17 protein-coding genes are annotated in these 16,325 nt (G+C 55.4%); 11 read left to right on the top strand and 6 right to left on the bottom strand.

Features of this window, described 5'->3' with window-relative positions:
- Window positions 1–36: 36 nt before the first annotated feature.
- Complete coding sequence (locus C1N60_RS23055) at window positions 37–939, bottom strand: LysR family transcriptional regulator (RefSeq protein WP_260640860.1); 903 nt, start codon at window positions 937–939, stop codon at window positions 37–39.
- Between the two features lie 137 nt (window positions 940–1,076).
- Between C1N60_RS23055 and C1N60_RS23050 the strand changes: the two genes are divergently transcribed.
- Both C1N60_RS23050 and C1N60_RS23045 read left to right on the top strand, forming a co-directional pair.
- Window positions 1,077–1,670, top strand: a complete 594-nt coding sequence (locus C1N60_RS23050; protein ID WP_159377716.1) for a UbiX family flavin prenyltransferase — start codon at window positions 1,077–1,079, stop codon at window positions 1,668–1,670.
- 10 nt (window positions 1,671–1,680) lie between these two features.
- Complete coding sequence (locus C1N60_RS23045; RefSeq protein WP_058770182.1) at window positions 1,681–3,180, top strand: UbiD family decarboxylase; 1,500 nt, start codon at window positions 1,681–1,683, stop codon at window positions 3,178–3,180.
- Here C1N60_RS23045 and C1N60_RS23040 read toward each other — a convergent pair.
- Both C1N60_RS23040 and C1N60_RS23035 read right to left on the bottom strand, forming a co-directional pair.
- The gene (locus tag C1N60_RS23040; protein WP_058759152.1) at window positions 3,177–4,730 is read right to left on the bottom strand and encodes a GGDEF domain-containing protein; all 1,554 of its coding nucleotides are present in this window, start codon (window positions 4,728–4,730) and stop codon (window positions 3,177–3,179) included. The genes C1N60_RS23045 and C1N60_RS23040 overlap by 4 nt on opposite strands.
- A gap of 149 nt (window positions 4,731–4,879) precedes the next feature.
- Window positions 4,880–5,908: a zinc-dependent alcohol dehydrogenase family protein gene (locus tag C1N60_RS23035; protein WP_394521878.1), complete on the bottom strand. Its 1,029-nt coding sequence runs from the start codon at window positions 5,906–5,908 to the stop codon at window positions 4,880–4,882.
- Between the two features lie 110 nt (window positions 5,909–6,018).
- Between C1N60_RS23035 and C1N60_RS23030 the strand changes: the two genes are divergently transcribed.
- Both C1N60_RS23030 and C1N60_RS23025 read left to right on the top strand, forming a co-directional pair.
- Window positions 6,019–6,924, top strand: coding sequence for a LysR family transcriptional regulator (locus C1N60_RS23030; RefSeq protein WP_262258186.1), 906 nt, complete (start codon window positions 6,019–6,021; stop codon window positions 6,922–6,924).
- Between the two features lie 301 nt (window positions 6,925–7,225).
- Window positions 7,226–7,957, top strand: a complete 732-nt coding sequence (locus C1N60_RS23025) for an N-acyl amino acid synthase FeeM domain-containing protein (protein ID WP_127834908.1) — start codon at window positions 7,226–7,228, stop codon at window positions 7,955–7,957.
- Window positions 7,958–7,999: 42 nt separating this feature from the next.
- On the opposite strand, the gene C1N60_RS23020 is transcribed toward C1N60_RS23025, so the two are convergent.
- Complete coding sequence (locus C1N60_RS23020) at window positions 8,000–8,914, bottom strand: LysR family transcriptional regulator (protein WP_262258609.1); 915 nt, start codon at window positions 8,912–8,914, stop codon at window positions 8,000–8,002.
- A gap of 119 nt (window positions 8,915–9,033) precedes the next feature.
- Between C1N60_RS23020 and C1N60_RS23015 the strand changes: the two genes are divergently transcribed.
- The 4 genes from C1N60_RS23015 (at window position 9,034) to C1N60_RS23000 (ending at window position 11,531) form a co-directional block, all read left to right on the top strand.
- Complete coding sequence (locus C1N60_RS23015) at window positions 9,034–9,771, top strand: SDR family oxidoreductase (RefSeq protein WP_132463874.1); 738 nt, start codon at window positions 9,034–9,036, stop codon at window positions 9,769–9,771.
- A gap of 36 nt (window positions 9,772–9,807) precedes the next feature.
- A complete protein-coding gene (locus tag C1N60_RS23010) occupies window positions 9,808–10,722 on the top strand; it encodes an SDR family oxidoreductase (protein ID WP_394521877.1) in 915 nt (304 codons plus the stop codon).
- Between the two features lie 60 nt (window positions 10,723–10,782).
- Entirely contained in the window at window positions 10,783–11,043 is a 261-nt protein-coding gene (locus C1N60_RS23005; protein WP_394521876.1) for a hypothetical protein, read from the top strand.
- Window positions 11,044–11,201: 158 nt separating this feature from the next.
- Window positions 11,202–11,531 (top strand): hypothetical protein, encoded by a 330-nt coding sequence (locus C1N60_RS23000; protein WP_104093288.1) that lies wholly within the window; start codon window positions 11,202–11,204, stop codon window positions 11,529–11,531.
- Here C1N60_RS23000 and C1N60_RS22995 read toward each other — a convergent pair.
- Window positions 11,515–12,327 carry a DUF4225 domain-containing protein gene (locus C1N60_RS22995; RefSeq protein ID WP_394521875.1) on the bottom strand — a complete coding sequence of 271 codons (813 nt, stop codon included), beginning with the start codon at window positions 12,325–12,327 and terminating at the stop codon, window positions 11,515–11,517. The two genes, C1N60_RS23000 and C1N60_RS22995, sit on opposite strands and share 17 nt — an antisense overlap.
- A gap of 326 nt (window positions 12,328–12,653) precedes the next feature.
- Here C1N60_RS22995 and C1N60_RS22990 point away from each other — a divergent pair, with 326 nt between their 5' ends.
- Both C1N60_RS22990 and uraH read left to right on the top strand, forming a co-directional pair.
- Window positions 12,654–13,754, top strand: coding sequence for an NADH:flavin oxidoreductase/NADH oxidase (locus C1N60_RS22990; RefSeq protein WP_394521874.1), 1,101 nt, complete (start codon window positions 12,654–12,656; stop codon window positions 13,752–13,754).
- Window positions 13,755–13,883: 129 nt separating this feature from the next.
- Window positions 13,884–14,297 carry a hydroxyisourate hydrolase gene (uraH, locus tag C1N60_RS22985; RefSeq protein WP_262258194.1) on the top strand — a complete coding sequence of 138 codons (414 nt, stop codon included), beginning with the start codon at window positions 13,884–13,886 and terminating at the stop codon, window positions 14,295–14,297.
- Window positions 14,298–14,485: 188 nt separating this feature from the next.
- Here uraH and C1N60_RS22980 read toward each other — a convergent pair whose 3' ends face one another.
- The gene (locus C1N60_RS22980) at window positions 14,486–15,325 is read right to left on the bottom strand and encodes a helix-turn-helix transcriptional regulator (protein ID WP_262258195.1); all 840 of its coding nucleotides are present in this window, start codon (window positions 15,323–15,325) and stop codon (window positions 14,486–14,488) included.
- Between the two features lie 99 nt (window positions 15,326–15,424).
- Here C1N60_RS22980 and C1N60_RS22975 point away from each other — a divergent pair, with 99 nt between their 5' ends.
- Complete coding sequence (locus tag C1N60_RS22975) at window positions 15,425–16,321, top strand: SDR family oxidoreductase (RefSeq protein ID WP_394521873.1); 897 nt, start codon at window positions 15,425–15,427, stop codon at window positions 16,319–16,321.
- Window positions 16,322–16,325: the final 4 nt, after the last annotated feature.

The raw sequence follows: 16,325 nt of genomic DNA, 5'->3' as shown, positions 1-16,325 counted from the left end.
CCCCATAACGCCGCTGAGGCTGGAATGCCCGGCTGATTACGCAGCGGGTTCCTCACCATAGTGTGACTGCGCGTACCCGGCAAAGCGCCGGATCTCCGGGTTAGCCGCGCCGGTTTTCCAGCACAGGTAGAGTGCCGTTGTGACATCCTGCTGCGCCAGCGGCAGCAGTGCCACATCCTGCCGCAAAAATCTCTCCGGAGCGTGGGGGATGAAGGTCACGCCCAGACCCAGCGCAGCGAGGTCAACGGCGGTGGCCACATCGCGCGCGCGGAGCACGCTGACGGGAATCTGCCTGGCGACCGCATAGAGATTAAGTACCGCGCCACCCAGCCCGATGCCTTCCGGATCTTCCTGCAAAATCAGCGGCTCCGCTAGCAAATCAGCGAGCGAGACGCAGGCCTGCTGCGCCAGCGGATGGTCGTCGGCCAGCACCGCACACAGCGAGGTTTGATGCAGAATTTGCCGGCTAATCTGACGACGTTCCGGCAGTGGCCCGCGCAGGATGCCGATATCCAAATCGCCGCTCTCCAGCAGGCTTAGCTGTTGGTTGACGCTGTACTCCACGGGTTGCAGCGCGATCTGGGGAAAATCACGTCTGAAGGCACGGATAATTTTGACCAGCGCCGGCTCCAGCATAGATGTGCCCACATAGCCAATGCGTAACATGCCGCGTCGTCCGGCGGCCACCTGCTTAATCGTGTCCTGCAGATGCTCCACACGCTGCACCGTTTGCTGGACTTCCCCGAGCAGCAATGCGCCTTCGCGCGTCAGACTCACCTTACGCTTGTCGCGCGCAAATAACTTCACGCCCCACTGCTGCTCCAGTGCCTGAATATGCTGAGACAACGCCGGTTGCGTCAGGTTAACCGCCGCCGCCGCTCGCGCGAAATGCAGCGTATCGGCGAGTGCCAGAAAAGAACGCAGCTTACGGTAATCCATGGCACACCTGATAAGGGTTCGTTATTAATAAAAGCATAATACCAATTAGACCCTGATTAGCGAGCGCATTATCTTTGCCAGCAGGACGGCGACGGCAGGAACGCGCCGGAAAATTTTTGCCTTTCACAGGAGGCCTTATGCGCATCATTGTCGGCGTAACCGGCGCTACCGGTGCCCCACTCGCGCTGCGATTACTGCGGCAGCTGGCGGACATTCCGCACATCGAAACGCATCTCATTTTGTCACGCTGGGGAAAAGTGACGCTGGAACATGAAACCAACTGTTCTCTCAACGACATCAAACAGCTGGCCGATGTGTTTCATCCCGCCGGTGACCAGGCCGCGACTATCTCTTCGGGCTCATTTGTCACCGACGGGATGGTGATTATTCCCTGCAGCATGAAAACGCTGGCCGGTATCCGCAGCGGGTATGCGGAAGGGCTGATTGGCCGCGCGGCGGATGTCGTCCTGAAAGAGCAGCGCAAACTGATTCTGGTACCGCGCGAAACCCCGCTCAACACCATTCATCTGGAAAACATGCTGGCGCTGTCACGCATGGGCGTCAGCCTGATTCCGCCTATGCCGGCCTGGTACAACCATCCGGCCACGATTGCCGATGTGGAAAATCATATCGTGGGTCGCGTGCTGGATCAGCTTGGTATCGACACTGCTGGCGCCACGCGCTGGCAGGGTTTACATCCCGCCAGTGATGACCTGACACTCCCAAACTAAGGAACAGCCTATGTCAAACACATCTCCCTCTTCGCACAGCAGTGAGGTTTACGATCTGCGTTCTGCCATCGAACTGCTGAAACAATTTGATGGTGAGTATATTGAGACCGATGAACCGGTAAATCCCGAAGCGGAACTGTCCGGTGTCTATCGTTACGTTGGCGCGGGCGGTACCGTGATGCGTCCCACGCAGACCGGACCGGCGATGGTGTTTAATCACATCAAAGGTTACGACAACTTTCGCGTACTGATTGGTTTGCTGGCTTCACGGCAGCGCGTGGCGCGCCTGCTAGGAGTGCCGAAAGAAAAGCTGGCGCATCTGTTGCGTTCATCGGTACACAACGCCATTGCGCCGGTGGAAATAAGCCAGCAGCAGGCGGTTTGTCAGGAAGTGGTGCACCTCGCCACGGAAGACGGTTTTGATATCCGCCGCCTGCTGCCTGCGCCTACCAATACGCCTGAAGATGCCGGCCCTTATTTCACCATGGGGATGTGTTATGCCGCCGATCCAGAAACCGGCGAACATGACGTCACTATTCACCGCTTGTGTGTACAGGGCAAAGATGAGATCTCGATGTACTTTGTGCCGGGCCGCCATCTTGATCAGTTCCGCATTAAGGCTGAGCAGGCGGGCAAAGCGTTGCCGATTACCATCAGTATTGGTGTCGATCCGGCCATCGAAGTTGGCGCCTGTTTCGAGCCGCCGACTACACCGCTCGGTTTTGATGAGCTGGCGATAGCCGGGGGCTTGCGCGGTCGGGCGGTTGAGCTGGTTAAGGGTGTCGCCGTTGATGCCCGCGCCATTGCCCATGCAGAGATCGTGATTGAGGGTGAACTGGTGCCGGATTATCGCGTACAGGAAGATCAGCATACCCATAGCGGTAAAGCGATGCCGGAATTCCCGGGTTATACCGGTGAAGCGCAGGCGGCAGTGCCGGTGATTAAAGTCAAAGCCGTGACGCACCGCAAAAATCCCATCCTGCAAACCTGCATCGGACCGAGCGACGAGCACACCAATCTGGCCGGTATCCCGACCGAAGCCAGCATTCTCGATATGGTTGAGCGTGCGTTACCCGGTCTGGTGAAGAATGTGCATTGCCCTTCGCCAGGCACCGGGAAATATGTTGCGGTGCTGCAAATCAATAAGCGCGGCCCACAGGATGAGGGACGCCAGCGTCAGGCTGCCCTGCTGGCTTTCTCGGCCTTTTCAGAGCTGAAGCACGTGTTCCTGGTCGATGAAGATGTTGATGTGTTCGACTTAAATGACGTGATTTGGGCGATGACCACGCGTTATCAGGGCGACGCGGATACCATCTTCATTCCCGGCGTGCGCTGTCACCCGCTCGATCCCTCACAGGATCCGGCCTTCAGCAACTCGATTCGCGCTCATGGCATCACCTGTAAAACCATTTTTGACTGTACGGTGCCGTATGACCTGAAACACAACTTCCAGCGCTCGCAGTTTATGGAAGTCGATGTTTCACGCTTCATTCCAGGTTTTAACCGTTAATCACTCACTGCCCGCCAGGCCTGCGCCTGATTGCGTCCGCTATGCTTGGCCTGATACAACGCCGCATCAGCATGCTCGATCAGGTTGCCGGCCTGATCGTCATGCCAGGTGGTCGCACAGCCCGCGCTGAGCGTCACCTGCGCGTCGGGCAGTGCGGAGGCGGCGTGAGGCAGATGCAGGTCAGCAATCGCCTGTACTGCCTGACGCGCAATATTCAGCGCCGCATGCTGATCGGCACCGGCGAGGATGATGGCAAACTCCTCGCCGCCATAGCGCGCGACCATGTCGCTCTGCCGTAGCTTAAGGCGTTTAAGCGCGTCGGCCACCTGGCGTAAACAGTGATCGCCTGCCACGTGCCCGTAGCGATCGTTGTAGTGTTTGAAGTAGTCAATATCCATCAAAATCAGCGACACCGGTGCTGATTTTTCCCGCAGATTATGCAGAGCATTCTGCAAAAAGCGGTCAAACTGTCTGCGGTTAGCCAGACCGGTCAGCCCATCAAAAAACGCCAGCTGATCCAAATGGTGATTGGCATCGGCGAGGTCGTTTTTTAGTTTGAGCAGCGCTTCCTGATAATGCTGGCTATGCCGAGCCTGACGAATGACAAACAGTCCCAGCAGGATAATCGCGACCAGCAGCGCCACGTTCAGGGAAATATCCTGCAGTCTTCCTTTCACCCAGCGCAGATACAGATTGCGCTTGTCATAACCCGCCGCGACGACCAGCGGATAGCGTTCTGAGCTGGCGAAGCCGAAGATGCGCACCTGGCCATCCAGCGCCGCGTTCCACTCGCCGCTGCCGCGATCGGCTTTCACCAGCATCTGCTGGAACAGATGGCTGGCGGAGAGACTTTTGCCGATATAGCTGTCGGGCATCGGACGGGCATAAAGCACCGTGCTGTCTGCCAGCATCAGTACCAGCACGTCGCGCGGCCCCAGTTCGTAGTAACTGTAAAAACGGCGGAAATAATCCACTTTAATGGTGGCTAACAGGATGCCTTTGAAATCACGCGCGGCATCGCTGACGCGCAGGGAAACCGGAATAACCAGATCGCCAGTGCTGCGGCTGCGAATCACCGGGCCGATGTGCAAACTGTCACGGCTGTTGTTGCGGTGATAGCGGAAATATTCACGGTCAGAGTTGTTGGTGCCCACCGGCACGCTGCGCGTGGAGGTGGCGATCCAGCGGCCCTGCTCATCATAGTAAAACAGCCCATGCAGCTGCGGCAGACGGCTTTGCAGATCGCGCATAATCTGGCTCAGATTGGCGGCGTTGAGTTTTTCCAGCGGCTGCGCCTGCAGGTCGCGCTGCACTTCACGCAGGGCCAGTTCGGTCTGGAGCACGGTATCTTCCGCCTGACGTGACTGTGACAGGGAAAGATTGACCGCCATCTCTTCCGTCTGGCGCACCGCGCCGTGCCAGTCTTCGCGCAGCGTCCACAGGGTGAGCGCAATGATCGCGCATATCAGCAATCCGCCGGACAGCAAAATACTGCGCAGCAGCGAGGAACCTGAAATGATTGCCGCTTCATTTTTCCTTTTAAACGTCATGTTTCACCCTGTTGCCGTGTTAACGCTAAGTTAAGCACATAATCAGCGACGGGATTTTCAGGATTAAAGACGGTAATGATGTCAGGCGTGGCGATGGCCACTGGACGACGGGTGAATGCTGCATAAATCGCCAGCGATCAGCGCGCGTCTCACTCGCTGCTCATCGTGATGACTACCTTACCGAAAGGCCCCCGGTCCAGATGATCCAGTGCTGATGGCAGGTCAGAAAACGCGTACACTGAGTCGATCACCGGCTTTATGCCGGTCCGATCAACGGCACGAATCAGGCGTGTGAGTGCGCGACGGCTACCGGTGCCGATACCATGAAGGGTCACGTCTTTCATCATCAGCGGCATCGCCGGTGAGCTAAAGTCAAAGCCCTCAAGCGCACCGATCTGACAGATGTGCCCACCGACCGCCGCCAGCTGCACGGATTTCCCCAGATGATCGCCACCGATGACTTCAAGGATATGATCGGCGCCGTGATTGGCGGTGATGCGGTAAATTTCTTCCATCCAGTCTTCACGGTGGCGATCCACATAATGGTCGGCACCCAGCGCTTTCGTCCGGTCGGCGTTGTTGGCTCTGCCGGAGACAATCACCTGCGCGCCATGAGCTTTGGCAATCTGCAAACCAAACAGGGCAACCCCGCCGGTACTGGGAATCAGTACAATATCGCCAGCCTGCACGCCGGCACGTTCGACCAGCGCAAACCAGGCGGTGAGACCGGCACAGGGCAATGTGGCAGACTGAATCGCGTTAAGCGTCGCGGGGGCGGTAACCAGCCACGCTTCCGGCATAACCACATATTCAGCCAGCACGCCGGGATAATAGCCGCCCAGCGTTTTATAGGCTGGCGTGCGCGCATCGCCGGGACGCACACCGTCAATCCAGTCGGGCGTAAACGTTGAAATAACCCGCTCACCGATGCTGAAGCGGCTGACACCTTCCCCCCGGCCAACAACGACGCCGGCCAGATCGGACCCCGGTGTAAAAGGAAACGCAAGCGGCAGACCCCGGCCATTCTCAATTACCATCTTGTCCCGGTGATTCAGGGCGACGGCTTCAACCTTCACCAGCACCTGCTGCGGACCCGGAACCGGCATTGCGACCGTTCTCAGTTCGAGGTTATCGCGCCCGATGGCGTCTGTTTCCCAGCGCCGCATGTGTTTTGTCATCGTTAAGCCCTTCCAGGTAATTAATTTTGTTGGTGTTGTTAGTCTCCGGCTTCTGATTATGAATAACAATACGCTATAATCGACACAGGTTGTTGAGCCGGGAAGCAATAATGAAAGGCAGCGAATATAGCGAACTCCGGGCATTTGTTTGTGTCGCGGAGGAACGCAGTTTCAGACGGGCGGCGCAGCGCCTGAGTATGTCGCCCTCCGCGCTGAGTCATACCATCCGCGTGCTCGAAGAGCGTTTGGGTAGCCGGTTACTCAACCGGACCACCCGCAGCGTGGCGCCGACGGAAGCAGGACAGGCCCTGCTCAATCGCCTGATGCCGGCGATGGCGGAGATCGCCTCGGCCGTCAGGGACGTCGGTGCCTGTCAGGACGAGCCGCGTGGACGGGTTCGCATCAATCTGCCACGTATTGCTGCCCGCATGTTGATTGCGCCCATGCTGCCGTCATTCAGGGAGAACTATCCGCATGTCTCTCTTGATGTGGTCATTGATGACAGCCTCACAGACATTGTCGGCAAGGGATTCGATGCCGGTATCAGATCGGGACAACTCGTGCAGCAGGATATGATTGCCGTGCGGCTGACGCCCGACATGCGGATGATTGTGGTCGGTTCCCCGGACTACTTTTCACGCCATCCCGAGCCACAACATCCGCAGGATTTGCGCCAGCATCAATGCCTGACCTATCGCTGGGCCGATACCGGGGTGCTGCAACGTTGGGAATTTCATGGGCCGGCAGGCGCGCACAGCGTGAATGTTGAAAGCATTGTCACCGCCAACGAAACGGATTTTGTGCTCGACGCGGCGTTAAAAGGAACCGGGCTGGCCTATATCAGCCATCAGTTCGCACAACCCTGGATTGAACGCGGCGAACTCAGGCAGGTACTGGGCGAGTGGTCTGCAGTGTTTTCAGGTCTTCATCTCTATTACGTTAACAATCCCCATATGTCGGCCTCGCTGAGAGCGTTTATTGACCAGTTAAAATCCTTTGTCGCGACGAGGCGTTGAAATCAGCCAGCGCCATGCTGCTGGTCCCGCCACGAATATTAAATCACGCTAATCATTAACCCTGCTGTCGTTCCGGTTGTTACCGCCGGTATTTTCTCCCCTGTAACGCGCCTTATCCCCTGCCGCCACGCTTTTCTGAAGATCTAAATTTGCAGCAAAAATTTATTCAATCATTAAATTATATTTATTATATTAGCGAAACTTTAATGTGGACTGGTTGAGGATTACAGTGCATTTAACAAGGAAATCAGTGATTAGCAGCGCTATCTCTGATGGCGTACTGACAAAAAGAACCCACAGAATGTGCAGGATACTTAATGGTATCGATCAGCGCATTAGCATTACACCGGCAAGCGGATTGATTGACTTCCTTAAAGGGATGGAGGTGACCAACGAACAGTACCGGCGCAGTGGAATCGTTAAGGAAAAACGCTCAATTTTTCTCTATAACGAAGGGCTGCTGAATCCGGAAAGCACGCTGTTTCTCGCCCGCAAAGGCCAGGATATCCTCGGCACGCTAAGCGTCATCGCCAATCACAATAACCGTCTGCCGTGCAGCAAACTTTTTCGTGAAGAGATGGCCGCCCTGCAGCTGGAAAAGCGCAAAGTGGTAGAGCTTGGCACGCTGTCGGTACGCTATCAGGCAGACAGTGAAAACATCGTGTTTATGCTGTACCTGAAAATCATGATCTACACCATTTTCATTGAACAGGTGGATGACATCTTTATTCAGGTTAAAGAGAAGGTTGCTGCGTTTTACGAGCGCAATTTCCTGTTCAAACAGGTCGGCGGCACGAAAAAGCACCCGGATTACAGTGACCTTAACGCCGCACTGCTGCGCGTGGATGTGAAAAGTATCCGCGACAAAATTTATGAGCAGCAGTGTTATGGCCCGATGGGCTGGCTGCGCATGCTGCGTGAACTTGGTTTACTGCAGCACTACCGCACGCTGAGCCAGCAGTGCCACAGCTGCCCGCGCTTTACGCCGGATCAGCGGGACGCGGAGCTCTATCAATATCTGTGTAATCTGTGACGGCGCCAGACTCCTCTGCACCGTTTTCGATTTTCACACAGATCACTTGCCGGCATTGCTATCCACGTCGTGCTGCAGGAAGAGTTCTTTTAGCCATTCGATGAAGACCCTGACTCTGGGCGATAGCTGTCGGTTACGCGGATACAGGACAGAGACGGGAGACGGTTCAGGTGGAAAGGCTTTGAGCAATTCGACAAGCGCCCCCGTCTTCAGATCATCTTCCACGTGATAACGCGGCACCTGGATGATGCCGAGACCCATGCGCGCCACGGATACAAAGGTATCAGCCGCATTAACGGTAATTGAAGTTTTGATCGTCGTGGTGATGCGCTTGCCGTCCACCCTGAATGCCAGCGGGAGTATGCCGCTACTGCCCGTGGTGCGGAATCCGATCATCCTGTGGCCGGAATGCAGTTCATCCGGATCCGACGGAAGCCCGAACCGGGAGACGTAACCGGGCGAAGCGACCGTGACCTCTTCCAGCGTGGCGACGCAGCGTGCGATCATATCGCTGTCCTGCGGCGTTCCGACACGCAGGACACAATCAATTCCCTCACGCACCAGATCGACCAGCCGATCACCCTCGCTCAGATAGATTTCGATATCAGGATAAGCTTCGAGGAAACAAGGTAGGTGCGGCAGAACAAAATGTCTTGCCAGCGTGCCATGAACATCGACACGCAGCAATCCCTTCGGCCGGGCGCCGGCAAACGCGCCCTCGGCATCCTCGATATCGTCCAGTATAGAAACGCAGCGCTTGTAATAGGCTTCACCGTCCAGCGTCGGGCTGACGTGACGCGTGGTGCGTTCCAGCAGCTTAATCCCGAGGCGCGACTCAAGTTGCTTAATCGCGTCCGTTACGGTCGAGCGTGGCAGGCCGAGATCTTCCGCCGCCCTTTTGAAGCTGCGGCGCGCTACCACACGCGTGAAAACGCGCATCGTATCAATTCTGTCCATGATATTGTTCGTCATAATCGGATTCTGATACCAGATAATGACTGATTATCCGGAAAGGATACAGTGCTAGATTTTCTCCGTGTTCAGGCGCGATACCGCGCGAAAATCGGAGAATATCTATGTCTGTTTCAGAGAAAGTTGCAATCGTAACCGGTGCATCCCGCGGAATTGGTGCCGCCATTGCCAGGCAGCTTGCTGCGGACGGCTTTGCCATCGTGGTGAACTATGCCGGCAACGCAGAGGCCGCTGCCGCCGTGGTTGAGGAGATCGAAGCCGCCGGTGGCAGAGCCATCACCGCGCAGGCGGACGTTGCTGATGCCAGCCAGGTCAAACGCATGTTCGATTTAGCCGAATCTGCGTTTGGTGGTATTGATGTGCTCGTCAATAATGCCGGCGTAATGATGCTATCTCCGCTGGCCAGCGCCGACGATCAGAGTTTTACCAAGCAGATCGACATCAATCTGAAGGGAACGTTTAACACCCTGCGCGAAGCGGCAAATCGCCTGCGTTCTGGGGGACGCATCATCAACTTCTCCACGTCGGTTGTCGGGCTTAAGCTTGAGAATTATGGCGTCTATGCCGCGACCAAGGCGGCCGTCGAAACACTGACAACCATCATGTCCAAAGAGATGCGCGGACGCAGCATCACCGTCAATGCCGTCGCGCCCGGTCCGACTGCGACCGACCTCTTCCTCAACGGGAAAAGCGATGAACTGATCGCGCGCATGTCCAAAATGAATCCGCTGGAACGCCTCGGCACGCCTGAGGATATCGCCAGTGTTGTTTCTTTCCTCGCCGGACCACAGGGCAGCTGGATGAACGGACAGATCCTGCGCGCCAATGGCGGAATGGTCTGAGCCGCAAACTGCAGATTGAGTCAAAGGAGTACTGTTATGTCTCAGAAGATTATCCTGGTGACCGGATCGTCAAGCGGCTTCGGTCGCCTGACTGCCGAAGCGCTGGCTCGTGCTGGCCATACCGTTTATGCATCAATGCGGGATATTGCGGGTCGTAATGCCGCAAATGTCCGCCAGTTAAGCGAACTTTCCACGCGGGAAGGAATTGACCTGCGACCGCTGGAACTTGATGTTCAGAGCGATAAATCGGTTGATGCTGCCATTGAAACGATAATATCCGACGCCAGGAAGCTTGATGTGGTGGTACACAATGCTGGCCACATGATGTTCGGCCCGGCCGAAGCCTTCACGCCAGAGCAGTTCGCCCAGCAGTATGACGTTAACGTGCTGGGAACGCAGCGCGTCAATCGGGCCATACTGCCGCATATGCGCTCCCGCCGTGAAGGCCTGCTGGTCTGGATTTCCAGTTCCAGCGTGACCGGCGGCACACCGCCCTATCTGGCCCCTTACTTTGCCGCCAAAGCGGCGATGGATACGCTTGCCGTTCAGTATGCGCGCGAGCTCAGCCGATTCGGCATTGAGACGACAATCATCGTGCCGGGAGCCTTTACCAAAGGGACGAACCATTTTGCCCATTCAGGAAGTCCTGCCGACACCGGGCGTGTCGCAGAGTATGAAGCAGGTCCTTATGCCGGTTTCGGCGATGTTGTGCAAAAGGCCTTTGCGGAGATAGTGCCGGAAGATGCCGATCCCGCGCGCGTTGCAGCACAGATTGCCGATGTTGTCGGTATGCCTTTTGGTACGCGTCCATTTCGTGTGCATAACGATCCGTCCGAAGACGGCGCGAATATCGGCTTTGCGGTCATCGACCGTTTGCGCGCCGAAATGCTACATCGGGTTGGACTGTCCGATCTTCTGACACCAGCAAAAGCACCGTCGTGTGAAGGATAACAGGCGTGACCGGCGGGATCGCTCGCCGGTCGCTTTAACACGCAAACAGGAGCGCCGGAAATGCACACCGTTGTCATCCTTATCTGTGGCTTTGCGCTATTTGGCATCTTCCTGGCATTTGGATGGCTCTGGCATTTAGGGCCCTTTCCCAGTGAGTTAACCACGAAAAGTTTCATCGCCGTCTGGGTGATAATCGCATTCATCAACATGTGGACAGGTATCAACAAAGCCGGCTATGCGTTCAGTGAAGAATTGGCCGTACTGCCGTTCGTGTTGCTGCCGCCGGTCATCGCTGCCGGTTTCGTGCTGTTTCTCTGGTAAATCGATTACAAGTAACCAGCAAGTCAGACTAATGACGTAAGCTGCTGTTTCAAAGTTAAATTAACTAACATCGAAACATGATTCACAGATGGCGATTTATCGCCTGTTTTCGGGTAAACTCACTGGTGATGTTATGGTGAATTTTAAGGATGAAATCCATGAAAATTAGCGAAGAATCACTGCTGGAGTCCGGCTTCAGTCATAAAGATCTCCAGAAAATCAAAAGCAATGTGGAAAATTTCGGGGGAACTCTTGATGAAGTGGTTCAGGATTTAGCAAAACGATTCAATGTAGCTAAGTGGATAACTATTATTGCTTTTTTAATCCTGATTTTTACATCTTTTTTATCTACAAAAAATAACACACTCTCTCTGGCTTTTGCGTTAATTGTAGGGTTACCTTTTATCTGGTATTTAACGCCCGCCAAACTCGCTTTTAAAGCCTGGCGGTATAAAAAACATGCTTCCGGGATTAAGGGCGATCTGTAATTGTCATCAGATCAAAAATAACTTTGGCCTTCACGCCGTATCCAACAATTTTCATGGTTAGTTTTGGCCGACTTAACGTACTGACTTTCCTGTAATAATCGATGGGCATATAGCGAAATAGCCTCCATGCTCCAGGCTTTCTTATTAAGCCTAAAATGCTGTAAGCGTTAGCAATAAGTGAGATTGATTTATATACGCCTAATCCACTTTTAGAACTAAAACCCATAAATTCAGCCGCAGACATAGCAGCATTGGCAGCGAACCCTTCAGATGAAGAATCATGAAGTACCTGATGGCTAAATTCTTTACTAAGGCCATTGAATCCATCCACAACGAGTATTGCGCCAGCCAGCACACCCAATGGATTAGCGCTAGCCAGTAGCGTTGTTCCTAAAGCTATTTCTGCGCCCGAAAGCACTACATTCACAGCAGAAATCACATAACCGACAATTTTGTTATTTTCCCGGACGAACTCCACTTTGGCGTAAAGTTTCGCAGTATTCCTGCGCAGCATTTGCCCCTGCTCTGCAAGATTTTCGGTCTCTGCCCTGAGGTTTTCTACGCAGGCCATGCACTCTTCATCAGACTTTGCGCGCCGGGCGATCGAGAACTGCTCTTCAATCACATCCCTTATTTCCTGCACAAACTGGAGTCGTGTAAGTCCATCCCTGATGTGAAACCCGGCTTCACGGTTAGCCGTTTCAATCAGCTTACGGGCTTCAAGATTGACCATCGATTCTGCCCAGGCCCTGTTGCGCCCATTTGAACGCATCATTGCGAGTAGTGCTTCATCCATTTCACAGTTCCTTTGATTAGCCGATGATTCGATAATACTTAATCAGATCCCACTTAACATGAGAAGTTATTTTGAGCCGCCAGGTTTACGCCTGTCCAAAGTCCCTTAGCGTTAGCTTGCGTTCTGTTAAACCTCAGCCCCTGGTTTGAATGGCTGGTACTATCCAGCCTTACCGGCACGTTAGCCGAACCCGGCGCTATTACATCAATCACTAAAAGTATGTTGTAATTAATGTGTGTCATTGCCGCTTACATCTGGCATTGCTGCAAATCCGGCTGCAGCTCCTATGCTGTAGGGAGTCATTAACGTGCGGATATGAGGTATGCATGAGTTTACTGTTTAGCGCGACGCAGCTTGGCGAGTTGTCGCTGGAAAATCGCATTGTAATTGCACCGATGTGCCAATACTCAGCGGAAGAGGGTCAGGCAACGGCCTGGCACCGCATTCATCTCGGCCAGCTGGGGCTCTCTGGCGCGGGACTGCTGATTATCGAGGCGACGGCGGTGGAAGCCATTGGTCGTATCACGCCGGGCGACCTGGGATTATGGGACGACGCTACTGAAGCCGCGCTGGCCAGCGTGCTGCAGGACGTGCGGCGCTACGCTACCCTGCCGATTGGCATTCAGTTGGGTCACGCCGGGCGCAAAGCATCCTGTGCAGCGCCATGGCAAGGCGGTGCGCAGCTCTCTGAGGAACACGGCGGCTGGCAGACCGTCGCGCCGTCTGCGCAGCCGTTTGGACAGGATGAACGTCCGCCGGCCGCACTGAGCAAACAGGATCTGGCGCAGCTCAAAAAAGCCTTTGTCGATAGCGCCCTGCGCGCGGTACGCATCGGCATTCAGCTGGTTGAACTGCATGCTGCGCACGGCTATTTGCTGCACCAGTTTCTGTCGCCGCTCAGCAACCAGCGTGACGATGAATATGGCGGCTCATTAGAGAACCGACTGCGTTTCCCGCTTGAGGTATTTAAGGCGCTGCGCGCTGCGCTGCCGGCGGAAATCCCGGTTGGCGTGCGGCTTTCCGCCACCGACTGGATCGAGGGCGGCTGGGATAATCAGCAATCGATTGTTTTCAGCCAGCAGCTCGAAGCCGCAGGCTGCGCCTACATTCACGTCTCCAGCGGGGGCCTGGCACCGCAGCAGCAAATCAGCGTGGGCCCTGGTTATCAGTTGCCGTTCGCCCGCGAGATTCGCCAGCAGGTCTCGATTCCGGTGATTGGCGTGGGGCTGATTACCGAACCGAAACAGGCCGAGCAGGCGCTGCAGGAGCAGGATGCCGATTTGATCGCGCTGGCACGCGCGGTACTGTATGACCCACGCTGGCCATGGCACGCCGCCGCCGAACTGGGCGCGCAGGCCAAAGCGCCGCCACAGTATCTACGTTCCGAACCGCACGGCCTCAAAGGCACATTGATCAGTAACCAGTAATCCGACTGACCGGCAGCCGCCCGGTTGCCGGTCCTGTTCTGGGAAATTTCACAGATTTCAGCCCGTTGTGCGCCTCTGCACGCTTTTCGTCTTATGCTTCTTCTGCCAATCAACCAAAAGGAAGATAAAATGAAATTGCAGCATTATTTACTGGGCGGCGCGCTCTGTGCTTTCAGCGTGAGCGGCCTGGCCGCAGAGATGAAAAACCCACTGAGTGTGCACGTGCTGAATCTGCAAACCGGTGTACCGACCGCAGGTATTGAGGTCGAGCTGGATAAGCAACAGGGTGAAGAGTGGGTGAAACTGGCGCAGGGCACCACCAACGAACAGGGACGTATTCCGGCGCTTTACCCGGCGGGCCAGAAGGCGCAGACCGGGATTTACCGCGTAATTTTTAAAACCGGTGACTATTACAAAAAAAACGGTCAGCCGACCTTCTTCCCGGAAATTCCGGTGATGTTCAACCTGGATAATGCCGATCAGCACTACCATATTCCACTGCTGCTCAGCCAGTACGGCTACTCCACCTATCGCGGCAACTAAGCAAAAAAGGCGCTGCGAACGGTATATTTATACCAGTACGTTTTGTTGAACCGTTGCCTCGTTAAGCGATTGAATCAGGCAGGAGAACCTCTATATCGTTTCTCCTGCCCATTACAGGGTAAGCCTGTTTTTTTTCGACTGGTGTGATTGCTATAGCGTGCTGGCTGACGCATTAAAAACTGCCTGACTCAGCTTTCGCGCTGAGCTGGGTTCTGTGAAATCCAGCGCTCTGTTTTCGCTCTGCTTTCATCGGTTGCCGGATTAAAGAGCATCATCGTTAAATCCGGCCTGCCTTCAACAGAATAGGTCGAGAACTCCAGGGCAATCGTCCCCATTTGCGGATGATGCAGCACCTTAAACCCTTCGCCATGCCCGGCCACATCGTTGTTACGCCACAGGCGGGCGAAGTCAGCGCTTTGAGCGGATAGCTCCTCAACCAGTCGATCGATTTCCTCTGAAGCACCCAGGCGCGCGGCATCCGCCCGAAAGGCGTTGACGATGAGACGGGCCACGCCCTCCCAGTCGTCTTGCATCCCCCGCGCTTCCTGGTCGGTAAACAGCAGGCGCAGAATATTGCGCCGCGCGGGCGGAAGTTGCCCGTAATCCTTCAGCACAACCGTCGCCGGGTGATTCCATGCCACCACGTCCCAGGTGGCGGTTTTGATAATCGCCGGAATCGTCAGGCTTTCCAGTACGCGTTGCAGCCGTGGGGTTATGCTGTCGGACCGACTTACCCGGTTTTCTGGCGGATGCCCAAATGCGAGGATAAACAGATGATCGCGCTCGGGAGACGTAAGCCGCAGCCCGGCAGCAATGCGGTTCAGTACCTCACGCGAGGGCGCTCCCCCGCGGCCCTGCTCAAGCCAGGTGTACCAGGTCGGGCTGATATTCGCGAGCTGGGCAACCTCTTCGCGGCGCAGGCCCGGGGTACGGCGGCGGCCGGGCAAAAAACCAAACGAAGCCGGGTCAATTGCCAGACGGCGTGCCCTTAAAAACTCACCCAGCGGATTTTCAGAAAGCAGCGTCATAAATCACCCTGTTAATGTTTATACCCTGATAACTTCACTACTTTAATAGTAAAAGATCCGCGCTTACGCTGTCGCACTAAATCACTCAGGAGACAGGCTATGCGTATTTTTATAACGGGTGCGACGGGCTTTATCGGCTCACGCGTTGTATCGGCCCTGCTGGCTCGCGGCCATCAGGTGACCGGTCTTGTACGTTCAGAAGAAGCAGCTCAGCAGTTAAACGATAAGGGCGCCACAGCCCAGCGCGGTACGCTGGAAGATCCCCAGGCGTGGATTGCCGGCATTGAACAATGTGATGCGGTGATTCACACCGCTTTCGATCATGATTTCAGTCGTTTTGTCGATAATTGCGAAAAAGACCGCCGCGTTATTCGCGCGATTGGCTCTGTGTTGCAGGGCAGTCAGCGTCCGCTGCTCATCACTTCTGGTACCGGAATGGGTGATGACGGCAGCGGCCAGCCCGCTCTTGAGCAGAATTTCAATCCGGCACACCCTAACCCACGCGTTGCCTCGGAAATGGAAGGCATTAAGCTCCTTGAATCGGGGATCGATCTACGTGTGGTGCGTTTACCTCAGGTTCACAACACCGAACGTCAGGGATTAATCAGCTATTACATCGCTCTTGCCAGGGAGAAAGGCGCGGCAGCTTATATCGGCGGAGGTGAAAACGCCTGGTGCGCGACACACGTTGATGACGTCGCGGGGCTGTACGTAAAAGTGCTTGAGCAAGGCGAACGCGGCAAACGATATCATGCGGTAGCAGAGGAAAGCATTGCCTCACGGCTGATTGCTGAAACCGTGGCAGCAGGGCTGGGTATTCCTGCCGTTTCGCTGAAACCCGATCAGGCCGCGGAGCATTTCGGCTGGTTCGCCGCTTTCGCCAGGCTGGATCTGCGTGCCAGCGGTGCCTGGACGCGGCAGCAGCTCAACTGGCAGCCCACAGGACCGGGTCTTATCGCTGATTTAAGCAGAGTGAATTATTCAACCCAGTCGTAGCCCC

The organism is Pantoea sp. SGAir0184, from assembly GCF_043544755.1.
The sequence above is the reverse complement of the archived record's forward strand: the minus strand, read 5'-3'. Positions and strand labels throughout refer to the sequence as shown.